This window comes from Mycobacterium sp. Root265 (assembly GCF_001428895.1).
GTDB lineage: Bacteria > Actinomycetota > Actinomycetes > Mycobacteriales > Mycobacteriaceae > Mycobacterium.
The window spans coordinates 281,192-297,453 of the sequence record NZ_LMJA01000031.1; the positions used below are offsets into that span (position 1 = coordinate 281,192).

General features: G+C 67.3%; 17 protein-coding genes. 9 read left to right on the forward strand and 8 right to left on the reverse strand.

Annotated elements, in window-relative coordinates:
- The first annotated feature begins 6 nt into the window (after window positions 1–6).
- Window positions 7–897, forward strand: coding sequence for an aldose 1-epimerase (locus tag ASE48_RS27235; protein WP_057170288.1), 891 nt, complete (start codon window positions 7–9; stop codon window positions 895–897).
- Here the strand turns inward: ASE48_RS27235 and ASE48_RS27240 are convergent.
- The 8 genes from ASE48_RS27240 to ASE48_RS27275 all read right to left on the reverse strand — a co-directional run bounded on the left by ASE48_RS27240 (window position 894) and on the right by ASE48_RS27275 (window position 8,981).
- Window positions 894–1,247 carry a heat shock protein transcriptional repressor HspR gene (locus ASE48_RS27240; protein ID WP_057170289.1) on the reverse strand — a complete coding sequence of 118 codons (354 nt, stop codon included), beginning with the start codon at window positions 1,245–1,247 and terminating at the stop codon, window positions 894–896. The genes ASE48_RS27235 and ASE48_RS27240 overlap by 4 nt on opposite strands.
- Entirely contained in the window at window positions 1,244–2,425 is a 1,182-nt protein-coding gene (gene dnaJ / locus ASE48_RS27245; RefSeq protein WP_057170290.1) for a molecular chaperone DnaJ, read from the reverse strand. Before dnaJ ends, ASE48_RS27240 begins: the two co-directional genes overlap by 4 nt.
- Before the next feature lie 19 nt (window positions 2,426–2,444).
- Entirely contained in the window at window positions 2,445–3,041 is a 597-nt protein-coding gene (grpE, locus tag ASE48_RS27250) for a nucleotide exchange factor GrpE (protein WP_057170291.1), read from the reverse strand.
- Window positions 3,038–4,897 (reverse strand): molecular chaperone DnaK, encoded by a 1,860-nt coding sequence (gene dnaK, locus ASE48_RS27255; RefSeq protein ID WP_057170292.1) that lies wholly within the window; start codon window positions 4,895–4,897, stop codon window positions 3,038–3,040. Before dnaK ends, grpE begins: the two co-directional genes overlap by 4 nt.
- A gap of 210 nt (window positions 4,898–5,107) precedes the next feature.
- Window positions 5,108–6,688 carry a PE-PPE domain-containing protein gene (locus tag ASE48_RS27260; protein ID WP_057170293.1) on the reverse strand — a complete coding sequence of 527 codons (1,581 nt, stop codon included), beginning with the start codon at window positions 6,686–6,688 and terminating at the stop codon, window positions 5,108–5,110.
- A 92-nt stretch (window positions 6,689–6,780) separates the two neighbouring features.
- On the reverse strand, window positions 6,781–7,602 hold the full coding sequence (locus ASE48_RS27265) for an alpha/beta fold hydrolase (RefSeq protein ID WP_235571575.1): 822 nt from the start codon (window positions 7,600–7,602) through the stop codon (window positions 6,781–6,783).
- A 50-nt stretch (window positions 7,603–7,652) separates the two neighbouring features.
- Window positions 7,653–8,333 carry a TetR/AcrR family transcriptional regulator gene (locus ASE48_RS27270; RefSeq protein ID WP_057170295.1) on the reverse strand — a complete coding sequence of 227 codons (681 nt, stop codon included), beginning with the start codon at window positions 8,331–8,333 and terminating at the stop codon, window positions 7,653–7,655.
- Window positions 8,334–8,390: 57 nt separating this feature from the next.
- Window positions 8,391–8,981 (reverse strand): DUF4232 domain-containing protein, encoded by a 591-nt coding sequence (locus ASE48_RS27275; RefSeq protein ID WP_057170296.1) that lies wholly within the window; start codon window positions 8,979–8,981, stop codon window positions 8,391–8,393.
- A 74-nt stretch (window positions 8,982–9,055) separates the two neighbouring features.
- Here ASE48_RS27275 and ASE48_RS27280 point away from each other — a divergent pair, with 74 nt between their 5' ends.
- From ASE48_RS27280 to ASE48_RS27315, 8 genes are all read left to right on the forward strand, one after another.
- On the forward strand, window positions 9,056–10,783 hold the full coding sequence (locus ASE48_RS27280; RefSeq protein WP_162264276.1) for a hypothetical protein: 1,728 nt from the start codon (window positions 9,056–9,058) through the stop codon (window positions 10,781–10,783).
- A 75-nt stretch (window positions 10,784–10,858) separates the two neighbouring features.
- Window positions 10,859–11,752 (forward strand): Abi-alpha family protein, encoded by an 894-nt coding sequence (locus ASE48_RS27285; RefSeq protein ID WP_327049666.1) that lies wholly within the window; start codon window positions 10,859–10,861, stop codon window positions 11,750–11,752.
- Window positions 11,745–13,061: a hypothetical protein gene (locus ASE48_RS27290; protein ID WP_057170298.1), complete on the forward strand. Its 1,317-nt coding sequence runs from the start codon at window positions 11,745–11,747 to the stop codon at window positions 13,059–13,061. The genes ASE48_RS27285 and ASE48_RS27290 overlap by 8 nt, the downstream gene beginning before the upstream one ends.
- Before the next feature lie 24 nt (window positions 13,062–13,085).
- The gene (locus ASE48_RS27295) at window positions 13,086–13,673 is read left to right on the forward strand and encodes a hypothetical protein (protein WP_235571578.1); all 588 of its coding nucleotides are present in this window, start codon (window positions 13,086–13,088) and stop codon (window positions 13,671–13,673) included.
- On the forward strand, window positions 13,673–14,296 hold the full coding sequence (locus ASE48_RS27300) for a TIGR03085 family metal-binding protein (protein WP_057170299.1): 624 nt from the start codon (window positions 13,673–13,675) through the stop codon (window positions 14,294–14,296). Before ASE48_RS27295 ends, ASE48_RS27300 begins: the two co-directional genes overlap by 1 nt.
- On the forward strand, window positions 14,296–14,844 hold the full coding sequence (locus tag ASE48_RS27305; protein WP_057170300.1) for a DUF6461 domain-containing protein: 549 nt from the start codon (window positions 14,296–14,298) through the stop codon (window positions 14,842–14,844). The genes ASE48_RS27300 and ASE48_RS27305 overlap by 1 nt, the downstream gene beginning before the upstream one ends.
- Before the next feature lie 19 nt (window positions 14,845–14,863).
- Complete coding sequence (locus ASE48_RS27310) at window positions 14,864–15,805, forward strand: LLM class F420-dependent oxidoreductase (protein ID WP_057170301.1); 942 nt, start codon at window positions 14,864–14,866, stop codon at window positions 15,803–15,805.
- Between the two features lie 22 nt (window positions 15,806–15,827).
- Window positions 15,828–16,241, forward strand: a complete 414-nt coding sequence (locus ASE48_RS27315) for a hypothetical protein (RefSeq protein WP_235571580.1) — start codon at window positions 15,828–15,830, stop codon at window positions 16,239–16,241.
- Window positions 16,242–16,262 lie beyond the last annotated feature (21 nt).

Sequence of the window (16,262 nt, forward strand, 5' to 3'; positions counted from 1 at the left end):
TCCGTCATGGCCGAACTCGAGCGCATCACCCTGCGGGACCCATCGTCGGCGCTGACGGCCGCGTTCGTGCCCGGCGCGGGCATGATCGGTACCTCGCTGGCCGATGACGGCGTCGAGTTCCTCGGCCAGCGACGCGGCCTCGAGGCCTACGTCACCGACGGGAAGACGATGGGTATCCCCATCCTCTACCCGTGGGCCAACCGGCTCAGCGGTACCGACTACGCGGTGGACGGGAAGAGCGTCGATCTGGCGGCTGCACCGGGGGTGCGTACCGATCCGCACGGCGCACCGATGCACGGAGTGCTGGCCGCCCATCCGGGCTGGCAGATCAGTGAGCTTTCCACCAATACCGTTGTCGCCACGCTGGATTACCGCACACCCGAACTGCTGGCGGCGTTCCCGTTCCCGCACCTGCTGACGCAGCGGATCACGCTGGCCGACCGGACGCTGACCATCGCCACCACCGTCGAGCCGGGTGACGGTCGGGTTCCGCTGTGTTTCGGGTATCACCCGTACTTCACGATTCCGGATGCGCCGCGCGACGAGTGGGAATTGAGCACTCCCGCGATGCGCCACCTACCGGTCGACGACCGCGGCCTCCCGACCGGCGCGCACGAGCCGTGGGCCGCGGAGTCGGCGCCGCTGGCCGACCGGGTGCTCGATGACGGCTTCGACGACGTGGCCCAGGGGTCGGTGTTCGCGATAGCGGGCGGTGACCGCCGGATCGAGGTCACCTTCGAGCGGGGCTATCCGGCAGCGCAACTGTTCGCACCCGCCGGTGACGCACTGGTGGCGATCGAGCCGATGACCGCTCCCACGGACGCGCTGCGCCGCGGTGGCTACCGGGTGGCCGCGGGTGAACCGGTGACCACGCAATTCAGCATCCGGGTGGTCTAACGGGCGCGGCGCGCTCCGGGCTGCCACAGCACCAGGGCGGTGCTGGGCTTGCGCAACTGCTCGACCTCCGTGGCCAGTTCGACGACGCGGTTCTGGAGCGCCTCGACCTGGTTCGTCAGCTCGATGATTCGTTTGATACCAGCGAGGTTGACGCCCTCGTCCTGGGACAGCCGCTGCACCTCGCGGAGCAGGTCGACGTCATGCTGCGAGTAACGCCGACCTCCTCCAGAGCTGCGCTGCGGGCTGACCAGGCCGAGCCGGTCATAGGTGCGCAGGGTCTGCGCATGCATACCGGCAAGCTCGGCGGCCACCGAGATCAGGAACGTCCGGGCGTCGTCGCTGCGGCTCACGAGAGGTTTCCTGCCCAGCCGGCACGCGGGTCGAACCCGCTGGCCCGTTCGGCTTTCGCGTATGCCTCGAGCGCCTCGGCGGCCTCCCCTTCCAGGTTCGGCGGCACTGCCACCTTCACCGTGACGAGCAGGTCTCCGTGACCACCCGAACGCTTGGGCACACCGCGCCCACGCACGCGCAGGATACGACCGTCCGATGTGCCCTTGGGCACCCGCACCCCGACCTTGCCCTCCAGGGTCGGCACCGAAAGCGTTGCGCCCAATGCCAACTCGTGGAAGCTCACCGGAACGGTGACGGTCAGGTCGTCGCCGTCACGACCGAACACCTTGTCGGCGCGGACGTGCACCGTGACATACAGGTCCCCCGAGGGGGCACCCCGCAGCCCGGCCTCGCCCTGGCCGGCCAGCCTGATCCGCTGACCGTCCTCGACGCCCGGTGGGATCCGCACGTTGATGGTGCGGGTCCTGGTCGTGACACCGGTGCCATGGCACTCATCGCACGGGTGCTCGATGATCGAGCCGCTGCCCCGGCATTCGGTGCACGGCTCGGAGAACCCGAACGCGCCCTGGTTGCGGTTGATGACACCCGCGCCGTTACAGCTCGGGCACACCTTTGGGCTGGTGCCCGGCCGCGCACCGCTGCCGTGGCAGTTGGTGCACGGTGCCGGGCTGGTCAGCCGCAGCGGCATCGCCACGCCCTTGGTGGCCTCCAGGAACGACAGTTCCGTTTCGGTCTCCAGGTCGTTGCCTCGCCGCGGACGGCTCGGACGCGGCTGTTGGGCGCCGCGGCCGAACAGGCCACCGAACAGGTCGCCGATATTGGCGCCGCCGGACTGACCCGCCTGATCGAACAGGTCACCGAGGTTGAATTCGGCTCCCTCGCTGGAGAATCCGCCGAAGTTGCCACCTGCTGTGGGCCCGCGGCGGCCGAAGCCCCCGTTGGCGAACAGGCGCCGCGTCTCGTCGTACTCCTTGCGCTTGGCGTCGTCGGTCAGCACCTCTTTGGCTTCGGAGGCGGCTTTGTAGCGCTCCTCCGCCGCGGAGTTGCCCGGATTCCGGTCCGGGTGGTTCTCGGCGAGGATCTTGCGCGCGGCGCGCTTGATCTCGTCTTTGCCGGCATCAGAGGTGACGCCGAGCTCTTTGTAGAAGTCCTTCTCGACCCATTCACGCTGAGCCATGCGTCACCTCCTCACCGGGTCAGTCTTCTGATTCTGCGGGTTGTTCACTGTTCACGTCGGCATTCTCGACCGTGTCGACCACACCAACCATGGCGTGGCGGACCACCTGGTCGCCCACCTTGTAGCCGCGGCGCATGACCGTGCCCACCACCGGCGACGATCCGTCGCCTTCGTGCTGGACGGCCTCGTGCAGCGAGGGGTCGAAATCCTCGCCCTCGGCGCCGAAGCTGGTCAGGCCGAGACCTTCCAGGGTGGTGACGAGCTTCTCCGACACCGCCTTGAGGGGTCCGGACTCCAGATCACCGTGGCTGCGGGCGCGATCGAGATCGTCGAGCACGCCGAGCAGTTGGGTGATGACCGCCGCCTTCGCGCGCTCGCCGGTGACCTGCTGATCGCGCAGGGCCCGCTTGCGGTAGTTGGCGAAATCGGCCTGTACCCGTTGCAGATCGGCGGTGAGCTCGGCGACCTTGTCGCCTTCCTCGGACGGGGCGGGGTCCGCACCCGGCGCCGCCCCACTGGGGGCGGACGCCGGGTCACGAGCCTCGCCGGTCTCCGGATCGATGCGCCGTTTGTCGGTGATGGTCACCGGCTCTTCGTGCGAATCGCCCTGGCTCACTTGTTCTCCCGGTTGTCCTCGTCCTCGACGACCTCGGCGTCGACGACATTGTCGTCGGCGGCGGCCGAACCGTCTGCGCCATCAGCACCCTGCTCGGCCTGAGTGGCCTCGTAGAGCGCCTGGCCGACGGCCTGGGCTTCGACGCCCAGCTTCTCCATCGCGGTCTTGATGGCCGCGATATCGGTGCCTGCCAGGGCCGTCTTGGCCTCGGCGACTGCGGAATCGACCTTGTCCAAGGTTTCGGCGGGAACCTTCGATCCGCCTTCGACCTCGCGCTGCTCCTTGACGATCTTCTCCGTCTGGTAGACCAGCGACTCGGCCTGGTTGCGGACGTCGGCCTCTTCGCGGCGCTGACGGTCCTCGTCGGCGTGCGCCTCGGCGTCCTTGATCATCCGGTCGATCTCCTCCTTGGAGAGGCCGGAGCCCTCCTGGATCTTGATCGTGTTCTCCTTGCCGGTGCCCTTGTCCTTGGCGGTGACGTGCACGATGCCGTTGGCGTCGATGTCGAAGGTGACCTCGATCTGCGGCACGCCGCGGGGGGCCGGCGGGATGCCGGTCAGCTCGAAGGAGCCGAGCAGCTTGTTGTGCGAAGCGATTTCGCGCTCACCCTGGAACACCTGGATCTGCACCGAGGGCTGATTGTCATCGGCCGTGGTGAAGGTCTCGCTGCGCTTGGTCGGGATGGTGGTGTTGCGCTCGATCAGCTTGGTCATCACGCCACCCTTGGTTTCGATACCGAGGGACAGCGGGGTGACGTCAAGCAGCAGAACGTCTTTCACCTCGCCCTTGAGCACACCGGCCTGCAGCGCGGCACCCGCGGCGACAACCTCATCGGGGTTGACGCCCTTGTTGGGCTCCTTGCCGCCGGTCAGTTCCTTGACCAGATCGGTGACGGCGGGCATACGGGTGGAACCACCCACCAGCACGACGTGGTCGATCTCGCCGACGGAGATGCCGGCATCCTTGATCACCTGCTGGAACGGCGCACGGGTGCGGTCCAGCAGATCCTGGGTGATGCGCTGGAACTCCGCGCGGGTCAGCTGCTCATCGAGGAACAGCGGGTTCTTGTCCGCGTCGACGGTGATGTAGGGCAGGTTGATCGAGGTGCTCTGTCCGGAGCTCAGCTCGATCTTGGCCTTCTCGGCGGCTTCACGAAGCCGCTGCATGGCCATCTTGTCCTTGGTCAGGTCGATGCCGCTGGTGCTCTTGAACTTGTCGACGAGCCATTCGACGATCCGGTCATCCCAGTCGTCGCCACCGAGGTGGTTGTCACCGGAGGTGGCACGGACCTCGACGACACCGTCGCCGATTTCCAGCAGGGACACGTCGAAGGTGCCGCCACCGAGGTCGAAGACCAGGATGGTCTGTTCCTTCTCGCCCTTGTCCAGGCCGTAGGCCAGGGCGGCCGCGGTGGGCTCGTTCACGATGCGCAGGACGTTGAGGCCGGCGATCTGACCGGCTTCCTTGGTGGCCTGGCGCTGGGCGTCGTTGAAGTACGCGGGCACCGTGATGACGGCGTCGGCGATGTCCTCACCCAGGTAGGCCTCGGCGTCGCGCTTCAGCTTCTGCAGGATGCGCGCGCTGATCTCTTGGGGGTTGTAGTCCTTGCCGTCGATCGCAACGGTCCAGTCGGTGCCGATATGACGCTTGACCGAACGGATGGTCCGGTCGACGTTGGTCACCGCCTGGTTCTTGGCGGGCTGGCCGACCAGCACCTCGCCGTTGCGCGCGAACGCGACAACCGACGGAGTGGTCCGGGAGCCCTCTGAGTTGGCGACGACGACGGGGTCGCCACCTTCCAGCACTGCGACGACGGAGTTGGTGGTCCCGAGGTCGATACCGACCGCACGAGCCATAGTTGTTGCCTCCTGATTAGCTTTTCTTCGGATCTGAGTGAACCTCGCTCAAGCCTGCACCTGGAGGCGGTTGCCTGTCAAGCCAGAGTTGAGCCTGTGTCACTCAAGTTGTCGAAATGGTCAACGGGGTGCCGCACGGATTTGTTCCCGCCACGCCGAAACCGACGTTTCTGCGGCCGCGGAGGCTCCCGAACAGCAGAAACGTCGGTCTCACTCGTCGTTCGGTTGCCTGTCGGTGCCGGTTGAACCGGCTTCGGTGTCGCCGGATTCCTCGGTGTCGCCAGATTCCTCGGTGTCACCACCCTGCTCCGTGTCCTCGGTCACACCGGTATCGCCGAAGTCCTGGGTGCCGCCGGCACCACTCCCACCCGTCGCGTTGTCATCTGTCGCGCCGTTGCTCAGCTGGTGGCTGTCATCGTTGCCGGACGGGTCGGAGGCTTCCAGCTCGTCCTCGAAGGCTTCGCGCGACTCGGGCTCGGGGTCCGGCGTCGATGAAGGATCGAGGGTCGGGTCGGCGGACGAGTCGAGTGCGCTGCTTCCGGGAGTGTCGATCACCGAACCATCGGGTGTGTCGCCGTCGCGCTTCGAGGTCGTCAGCTCAAACGGCTCCGACTTCTTGGTCTCGGTGATCGTGGTCGTGATGGTTGCGGCGGCAGGTTCAGGAGTGCGCACCAGCGGCGGTAAGCCGACGATGGCCGCTGCGTTGTTGATGCCCTCGCCGACCGCGTTCAGCAGATCGATCAGTACCTTCGCCGGATCCAACCGGGGGATCAATCGCGCCGGCGTCGGCTCCCACGCCGGGATACTGCGGTCGTAGCCCAGTTCCACGAGCACCCGGAAGAACGGCTCGACCACGTCGATCAGGGCCTCGGGCACTCCGAGCGTGCGCAGCGGTGCGAACAACGGCAGGTTCTGCGACTCGAAGAAGTAGTAGCTGGTGTCGCCGTGAACTCCTTGGTACGCAGGCGATTTCGTGGGATCGTCGGCGGGCAGGCTGGGGTCGAACGGCCATCCGTGCACGTAGGCGATACCCAGGATCGCATTCACGGTGGCGAGGAGATTGAGCGGATACAAGGGGAAATCGACGAACCCGTCGTACTGGCCGTTGATCTCGACCGTGTCGAACTCGGTGTCGGATTTCGCGGCGCCGTTGAACGAGAAATCGAGGAGCGGTATGTAGAGCCCCGGGAACCGGGACATCAAGCCGCCGTTGGGCAGATTCGGATCGCCACCAAGCACGAAGTCGATATCGGGGGCACCGGGTCCGGGGTACTGCGCGGCCAGCCTGCGCTTCACCACATTCGCGACGCCTGCGCCCTGCGAGTAGCCATAGATCACCTGATGCTCGCTGGGGTTCGCGGCCATCGCGTCTTGCAGAGCAGCCGCCCCCACCTGCACCGATCGGTTGGCGGTGAGGTCGAACAGTCCGGATAGTTTCCACAGCGGCACATCCGGCCACGCACCGCCACCGAGTCCGCCCAACCTCGGATCCGCGAGGGCGAGCAAGACGAGGCGCGCGAGTCCGGTGAGGGGCCAGAGCTCCCCCGGCGCAGTCACCGCGACCGTTGTCACGGTGTCACCGGGTAGCAGCGGATGGGTGGGCGTGACGAACTGATCCATGATGCGTTCGATGTCGGCGGGGAGCCATGTCGGGCAGGTGACGCCGCACACCGTGAGAACTGTCGACTCCGCAGCCAGCTTCACCGCCGGCGGCTGCGGTATCGGAGCGGCCGCCGCCGTCATCACCAGCGCCGTGACTGCCAGCGCCCCGAAGTGCTTGCCAATGCTCATGATCGACCCCCGCCGCCGTTGCCGAGTCCACTGGGGCCGATGCTCCTCGCGCCCGGCGCCGCAGACCTGAGTAGTGCACTACTCAGGTCTGCCTAAAGCACCTCGGCGAGGAAGTTCCGGACCACGGCAACGAACTCGTCGGGACGGTCATAGGTCACGATGTGGCCGGCGTCCGCGACGGTGACAAACCTCGAACCAGGCGTCTGCGCGTGGGCGGCAGCAAGGTCGGCCGCGGCGACCAACGGGTCTCGACCGCCGCGCATCCACAAGATCGGGACGGTCAGCGTGTGCAGCGCGGGTGTCAGGTCGAGGCGCATCGCGCGGGGGCCGTATGCCTCGATCTGCCAGTCGTCCAGCGCTTTCTCTCGGTGGCGGTTCTTCGCCCGGGCCTCGGTGACAGCCTGGACGATGATGCGCTCGAATCCCGGGGTATCGGCACCGGCCGTCAAGTTAGCCGCCATGGATGACCGGACGTAGCCGGGATACCGGGCCAGAATCCAGCTGCACAGCCTCAGCAGACCGGGTGTGTGCATCGTCGCCCAGGTGAGGAATTGATGGGGCCGCTTGGCGCCGATCCCCCCGGGGCCGATCGACACCAGCGCGCTCACCCGGTCCGGGTGCTCCAGCGCGAATCCGACTGCCACACCGCCACCCATCGACAGTCCGATCAGTGCGGCCCGCGCCAGCCCGATCTCATCGAGCAGCTCCGCGATGAACCGGCGGTAGAAGGCGTCGTCGAGTGTGCCGGCCCAGGGCCTGCTGCCGCCGTGCCGGGGCAGATCGATGATGTGGACGCGGTGGTCGCGCGCCAAGTCCGGGACCACGTCGTGCCACACGCCCTGGCCGGTGTCGAGCATCGCACCGTGCAACAACAGCAGGGGTGGTCCGGACCGGCCCGCACGGTACAGCCGCACGGGCCCTCCACAGACCGTCAGATCGGTATGGGATTCGAACACCGCGGACATCAGGGCGCGTCCAACTGATGCAGCTGGGCATCGAGCCGTTCCAGCAGAATCAGTTGCGCCCGCCGGGCTGCCGCGGGATCGACGGGCAGACCGGTCGCCAGTCCCCGCCCGACCAGATCGGCGAACAGCCCGACGGTGTCGCGGAGCTGGTCGTCGCCGCCGACGTCCACGATGCCCGGCGCCTGCAGCAGCCCGACGGTGAAGACACTCAACATGCGCACCAGCGGTTCGATCGCCATCTCCGCGTCGATCACCCCGATGCGTTGCAGGGCGACGATGTAGTCGGCGAGCCAGTCGAACCGCTGCTGGTACCGGCCGTCGGAAACGGCGCGGACATGATCGCCGAGGATGGCCTCGTCGCCGAGATACAGGGCGCGCATCAAGGGTTCGGCGAGCAGCGCCTCCACACCGAACCGGTAGATCATGGGCAGGTCGATCACCTCGCCCGCGTCGAGCACCCGTCGATGGACGTCGACTGTCATGGCGCGCATGCTGCGGTTCAGCACGGCCGCCAGGATCGCGGACTTGTCCGGGAACTCAAGGTAGACAGCGCCTTTGCCGATGCCGGCCCGGGCAGCAATTTCGGCGACGGTGGTAGTCGTCCACCCCTTGTCGAGCGCGAGTGCGCGCGCCGCGGTCAGCAGACGTTCTCGCCGATCGGGGATCAGCGGACGGGGCATCACGAGGCCCTTTCGTAGTGACCACAATCTGTTGTCTGGTCACTACCATACCTCGCCTCAGGTCACCGAACTGATCAGCGCACTGCACATCGGCATCCCGACGTCCAGGTGCCGCGACTGGAAGGTGTTGGGGGCGATGATGACGACCAGTCCCCACTTCCCGCACGGGCTTTCGGTCTCCCGGTTCACGTCGCTGGCCTGCAGATCAGCGGTGGCGATGTCGCCGGGCGCCAGGGTCAGCAGGGGCGCGGCGTTCTGGTGGCGGCGCTCGACGTGCACGATCGGCAGGTCCACGTCGACGATGTCCGCGCCCGGGTAGCCCTGCAGTGTGCACGCCTTGTTGGTCACGTTCTCGAACAGCAACACCAGCAGGTACTCCGAGCCCTGCGATTCCAGCGGTTTGTTCGACACCACCAAATCGGTATCCGCGCAGGGCGTGGGCACTCCCGGCTCCGAGGCGACCGGTGACGGCGGCGCGGTGACGGTCACGGTGACCGGCGGGGTCGCGACCACCGTGGTGGTTTGAGCCGGTGCACTGGTCGGGACCGGCGAGGTATCGGACTCGGCGGCCGGCGTGACGGGCTCCGACGTGCAACCCGCGAGCAGTGCGGCCGCGATGACGGGCAGCGACAACTTCCACATGTTCATGACATGAATGAGACGGCATATCGGCGGCTACCGATCCCAAGTCGATTGCAAGCGCCTTCGGCCATAGTTCTGCTGTGCAACCTGAATCTGGCCGACGGTCGGCCGTACAACACGCTTTGTCCCCGCTCTGGCAGGAAGCCCGCCGCCGGCCCACCCATCTGAGGCCCCGCGCTCTTCCTGCGTCCCTGCTCGCCCTGGCGGTGACCACCTGGGTGGGCGCGGCGGTGATGCTCGCCTTCGGCTTCATCCCCGGCTTCTTTGCACCCGAGGAGCATTCACTTTTCGGCGGCGAGCTGGTCTTCAAGTACTCACCGATCTGGCCGCTGCTGTGCGGTCTGGCGGTGGGCTCCGGTGTCGCGGTGGTCGGCTACGTCTACACCGCCACAGCTCCGGATGCGCCCCGGCATCATGCGCTGCTGGCCTGGTGCGCGGGTATCGCGACCCCACTCCTGCCGATCCTGATCCTGACCGCCGACCGGGCCTGGCAGGTATTCCCGGCGCTCGCGGCGTGGCTGGTGGCCGCGACGCTGGTGATCGCCCAGCTCCATATCCGTCGGCGACCGACCGGTCCCTGGCTGAGCCTCCTGCTGACCTGCCTGGTTGCCGCGCCGTGGATCCCGAGCATCTGGGCCAACATCCGGTTCGGCCAGGCGCTGCACGCTGCGCCACCCGCGGACCCGAACGACCTCCTCTACCTGCTGCTCGATGACATCGGGGCCCAGACCTACGTCCCGGCGATCGCGCTGGCATTCGTGGCAGCGATGGCCACCGGCGGTGTCGCGCTGGCCGCACATTCCCGGTCGGCCATCGCGCACAGCGTGTCGCGGCACCGGCAGGGCTGGAAGTACACCGCGCTGCTGTGCACGGTGGCCGTGATCATCGTCGTCCTCGAGATCACCGAAGTGGGCGGCATCTCCTCGGGTTTCAAGGAGAACTACTGGACCCCCGGCGGTCCGGGCACCTGGCCGCACGCGATCCTGGTCGCCCTTGCCATTGCCTACGGCACGCGCCGATCGTTCCGGTCGGCCCTGCTGCCCCGCGGCGATGTGCGCACCACGCTGGCTGTCGGGATCAGTGCGCTGGCCGGCCAGATCGTCATCGCGGTGGTGATCATCGTGAACCTGGTCGCCAATGCGATCACCGGCCCCACCGAGGCCAGCATCGCGCCGCCGGCGGGTCTGGAGCTCGCCATCATGTGGCTGGCGCTGTTCACCTTGGTGCCCGTCGCCGTGCGCCGAAGCCGCAACGGCACGGTCGGACAGCTCGTCGCCCGGGTGGGTCTGCTGTATCTCCTACCCGTCTACGTGAACATCACGTTGGGCCAGTTGGGCGTGACCGTACCCGTCGCGTTCTGGGCCAAGCCCACCCAGGTCGTCACCTGCCTCGTCGTGATCGGATGTGCGGCAACCATTCTCGGCCTCGTGGGCCGGCCCACGCCCATCCCGTCCGAGCTGGTGAATCGACTGGTGCTGATCCCGCTGCTCATCGTCGTCGGCACCGCGTGGATCCCGAGCGTCCTCGCGGTGCCGCTGACGCCGGTCATCGCGGTGACGGCCGCGCTGTTCGCGCTGCTGTGGGCCATGCCGCCGGATTCCGGAGCGGCGCACACCGGAGTCGTGCTCGCGGTATCGGCGCAATTGCTTCTGGTCGCGGCGGCGGCCGGCATCGTCACCGTCTATCAGGACTTCTCACCCGACGACACGACGCTGGCCCTGTTGCTGTTCGCGGTGCCGCTGAGCACGCTGCTGTGCACCCAGGTCCGGTCCGCGACCGAGGGCACCGACCCGCCGCCGTCGCTCTAGCCGGTAACGTGCCTTATCCGGTCAGAGTGGACCGCAGAGCCGCTCACCCGTCGCGCACATAGGGGTCGATCACAGGTGTCAGAGCAAAGTCGTCATCACGGCCCGGCCGAGGTCCCCGTAGACGTCCCGATCGAGGATGTCATCGACAGCCCGGCCGAGACCGTCGAAACCCCCGAGGCCGAGGAACCTGTCGAGGCCACCGTCACCGACAAGACACCGGTCAAGCGCAACGGCTTCAACCGCCGCGGGTTCCGTTTCGCCACCCCGCTCGGTGACATCGCCATCGCCATCCGCACCCCCAAGCAGCAACCGGTGGTGCCGAAATGGTTCGACCCGCTGGGGATCACGGATCGCGCGATCGACGCCGCCAAGACCGGCCTCAAACTCGCCAGCTGGACCGAGGAGCAGCTCGCCACCTTGGTGAAGAACCGGTTGGAAGCCCTGGACGCCGCGCCGCGGCCGTTGAAGTCCGCAGAGGATGCGCCGTCGGCGACCGACTCGCTGCACACCAAGCTGGGCCGGCTGCTGGATCGCGCCCTGGACCAGAGCACCAGCGGCAGCCAGCAGGAGCTCTATCACCGGCTACTCGACCAGCTCGTCGCCGATGAAGCTCGCATCGTCGGCGCGTTGTCGGACGGCACGTCCTCACCGCTGGTCAACGTGCACAGCCGGTCGCGCAACCAGGTCGTGCTGCAGAACGCGTGCCTCATTGGGCGCACCGCAAACGTCGCACTTCCCCATATGGTCCCGCAGTACGTCGATCATCTGCTATCCCTTGGTCTGGTTGAGACCGGTCCCGAGGACCCGTCCCGAAAAGCGGACTATGAGGTGTTGATGGCGGAGCCGATGGTGCTGAAGGCGGTCAAGAGCGCATCGCGCGGGCCGTTGATCGCCCGGACGGAGAAGTTGTCGTTGCGCCTGTCGGGGCTGGGCCAGGGGCTGTGGGCGGCCGCAGTCGCCAATGAGTAGCCAGACGGTCCTCGCCATCCAGTCCTGGCAGGAGATTCAGGCCGATTTCGGCGCCAACTGGTTCATCTACCTGTCCATGCCGTTCGTGGCGGCCTTCGTCGGGTGGAGCACCAAGATCGTCGCGGTGGAGATGCTCTACCGCCCAATGGAATTCAAGGGGATCGGCCCGTTCGGCTGGCAGGGCATCGTGCCGCGCCGGGCCGGCAAGGTGGGCTCCAAGACCATCGAACTGCTCACCCAGAACCTGCTCAAACCCGAGGAACTGCTCGACCGCGTCGACGCCAAGGAAGCCGTCGAGGCGCTGCGCGAACCGCTGACCGAAGCCATCGACGAGATCTCCCGCGAGGTCGCCGAACAGATCCGGCCCGGCCTGTGGGACTCGCTGCCCGAAGCCGGCCGGCGCGCCATCCAGAAGCGCATCCACGATGAGACACCGCGCGTCGTGGAATCGCTGATGAACGAGATGCGCTCCGATCTCCCCCGATTCGTCGACATCCAGTACCTGGCCGTCACCACCCTGGTCCGCAACAAGGACAAGCTGAACAAGCTGATGCGCGGTATGGGCGATGACGCGATGGCGTTCGTCCGGCGCAGCGGCATCTATTTCGGGCTCGTCATCGGCGTCGTGCAGATGTTCGCCTGGGCGTTGTTCCAGAATCCGTGGATCATGCCGGCCTTCGGTTTCGGCGTCGGCTTCATCAGCGACTACATCGCCTTGAACATGTTGTTCCGACCCATCGAACCGAAGAAGTATCTCGGCTTCATCCCGTTCCAAGGTCTGCTGCACGCGCAGCGGGACAAGGTCACCCGCGACTACGCCAGGATTCTGGCCGAGGACCTGTTCTCCCCCGAGATCCTGTTCGACGGCGTGCTGCGCGGCCCGGGCGCGGACAAACTGTTCAGTCTCGTCGGCAAGGAAGTCAGCGCGGCCATCGATGCGCAGACCGGGATGGCCGCCCCCTTGGTCAAGCTGGCCGTCGGCACCCAGCGGTACAACGCACTGAAGGACAATATGGTCCAGATGGTGCTGGCGCAGCTGCCGACCACGCTGCTGGAGGCCCAGGATTACGCGATGAACGTACTCGACCTGGAGAACACCATCATCGACAAGATGAGCCAGCTCAGCAACGAGGAGTACGAGTCCATCCTGCGGCCGGTCTTCAAGGACGACGAGCCGACCATGATCGCGGTCGGTGCCGTCCTCGGCGGGGTGGTCGGCGAACTCCAGGTGGTGCTCATCGAGAACTTCGGCAACGAGCCGGGCCACCAGGCGCTGCCCGACGCGCTGCGCATCGCGCTGCACCAGTAGCCGGAAGCACGGTGTGCTGCCCCGATGATCGGCGATCTGCCCGGTAGCCTCGAACTCGTGGCAGGCAGGGCGATACGGGCAGCGGCGTGCATCGGGACCGGCGCCATCGCGCTCACCCTGGTGCTCGCCGGATGCAGCGACAGCACAGACGGAAACCCAGTCGGTTCGGCGCCCTCGGGTACCGAACCCGACTTCCCGACGACGCGGCCCAGCCGCACCACCTCCACGACGCCACCTGCGCCGCCCACATCGGCCACCCCGGTGCCGGCCGGTCCCGAGGCCCTCGCACCGCAGAACGGTTACGTCTATCTCGAGACGAAATCGGGGCTCACCCGCTGCCAGCTCAACGTCGAAGCAGTCAGCTGCGAGGCCGAATTCGAGAAGTCACCGAGCATCGACGGGTTTCCGGCCAACGGCGTGAACCTCAACGCCGACGGCGCCGTCACCTGGGTGTCCGGGAACCTCGGCGACATCCCGACGGTGCCGCTGGATTACCGCACCTACACCGCGCTGGGCTGGACCATCGAGGCCACGGAGGCCGGCACGCGTTTCACCAACGACGGGACCGGGCATGGCATGTTGGTCCGAATCGAAGGTGTGGAGACGTACTGATGACTGTTGCCCGCAAGGAACGTGCGGCGTTGGTGGACACCATGCGGGCCGCCGGACCCGACGCACCCACCCTCTGCGAGGGCTGGAACGCCCGTGACCTGGCCGCGCATCTGGTGGTCCGCGAACGGCGCCTGGACGCCGCGCCCGGAATCCTGGTGCCCAAGCTGGCCGGTTACACCGCCCGCGTGCAGGAGCAGGTGACAGCGTCCACCGACTGGCCCGAACTGCTCGCCCAGGTCGCGGCCGGCCCGCCGCTCTACTCCCCCTTCATCCTGATCGACCGATTCGCAAACGTCAGCGAGATGTTCATCCACAACGAGGATGTCCGCCGTGCCGGAACCAGCTGGGAACCAAGGATTCTCGACGAAGAGACGACGGACGCGCTGAGCAACCAGGTCGGCATGTTCGCGCGGATGACGCTGTCGAAGTCCCCGGCCCGGGTATCGCTGACCACGCGAGAGGGCAAGGTGCTGGCCACCGCGGGCAAGGGTGCGCCGGTGACAGTCACCGGCGATCCCGGTGAGTTGTTGTTGTTCTCCGCCGGACGCGAGCCGGCCCGGGTCAGCTTCGACGGGGACGCCGACGCCATCGCCGCGGTACAGGGCAGCCGCCGCGGTCTGTGATGGCCGACGGGTCCTGGACCGATGAGGGTCACTGCGTCACACTGCTCAGCGGCATCGAACCCGACGCGGTCCTCGCGGCGCTCGGCGCGAGCACCATCGCGCACGCCGACGGTATCGACGCCGTCGTGGCCCGCACGGTCGAGCGCTGGGATGCCGGCTACCGGCCCGACGAGGCGATCATCGCGGTCACCGAAGCCGGCCCCGGCTGGTCGTTGATCGCCGAGGTCAACGGCTATCTCGGCGTCACCGAAGCCGCCATGGAGCCGCTGTCCGGTGGCCGGACCGTCGTCTCGCATTTCCGCAACATCAACTCGGTCAGCCGCTTCCACTGGTGGCGTGACGGCCGGTTACTGCTTGATGTCGATCTGCTGTTCCCGGACGAGCGGCTCGGCGCCGAACCCCATGTGCTCGGGGACCTGCAGGATCTGGGCGCCGACCTGACCGCAGCCGGTTTCACACTCGCCGAGCGGATCACCGGGGTGAGCTGCACCCAAGAACTGTTCGAGCGGGCCGGGTTCACCGTCGCGATCGCCGCCCTGCCCGGGTGAAGCAACTAGGCTTGCTCGCATGCCTTCCCTCGACTTCCGTGTCTTCGTCGAACCCCAGCAGGGCGCGAGCTACGCCGATCAGCTCGCCGTCGCGCAAGCCGCCGAACAGCTCGGATATTCCGCCTTCTTCCGGTCCGACCACTACCTGGCGATGGCCGGTGACGGCCTGCCCGGCCCGACCGATTCCTGGGTGACGCTGGCCGGCATCGCGCGCGAGACGAACACCATCCGGTTGGGCACCATGGTCACCTCCGCTACCTTCCGGCACCCGGGACCGTTGGCCATCGCCGTCGCGCAGGTCGACGAAATGAGCGGCGGCCGAGTCGAACTCGGTATCGGCGCCGGCTGGTTCGAGGCCGAGCACGCGGCGTACGCCATCCCGTTCCCGCCGTTGGGTGAGCGTTTCGACCGGCTCACCGAGCAGCTGCACATCCTCACCGGGCTGTGGGACACCCCGGTCTTCGAGACCTTCGACTACGCGGGAACGCATTACACCGTCAAGGATTCCCCGGCGCTGCCCAAGCCTGCGCAGACACCGCACCCGCCGATCATCATCGGCGGCGGCGGCCCCAAGCGGACACCCGCGCTGACCGCGCAGTTCGCCGACGAGTTCAACATTCCGTTCGCCTCGCTGGAAGACCTGACAGCGCAATACGATCGGGTCGCCACCGCGGTCGCCGCCGCCGGCCGCGCCCCGGACTCGCTGATCTACTCGGCCTGCTTCGTGCTGTGCGCGGGCAGCGGCGAATCCGAGCTCACCCGCCGCGCCGCAGCGATCGGCCGGGAACTCGATGAGATGCGCGGCAACTCACCGGTCGCGGGCACCGCCGACGAGATCGTGGACAAGCTGGGCGCCTTCACCCGGGCCGGCGTCCAGCGGGTCTACCTGCAGGTTCTGGACATGTCCGATCTCGACCACCTGGCGTTCTTCTCCTCGGAGGTCATCCGGCAGCTGGATTGATCCGGGGCTACTATCGGTGGCCGTGACGGGCGATCCCAAGTGGCATGAGCGAACGCCCACCCTGCTGGCGGCCAGCGTGGCCGCACTCGCGGCCATCGCACTGATCGTGTGGTTGACGATGTTCGTGGTCCGCCAGGCCGGCACCACCGAGCCGGCACCGCTGGAGTACGTGACGCCGTTCTCGGACAGTTCGTCCAGCACCGACTCATCGTCGACCACGACGTCGACGATCACCAGTACCCGGCCACCCGAGACGACCGATATCACCGACATCTCCGCGCCGTCGTCCTCCTCGGAGACCTCATCCTCATCGGAGCGGCCGACCCGCACGCCGCGCTCGCGGGCGAACGACGATGACGACGAAGAGGACGAGACCACCACAACCCGGCGCCGGGCCCGCCAGAACGAGACCCGGACGCTGTACCCGCAGCCCTAGCGTCGTCGTCTTCTCGTCGCG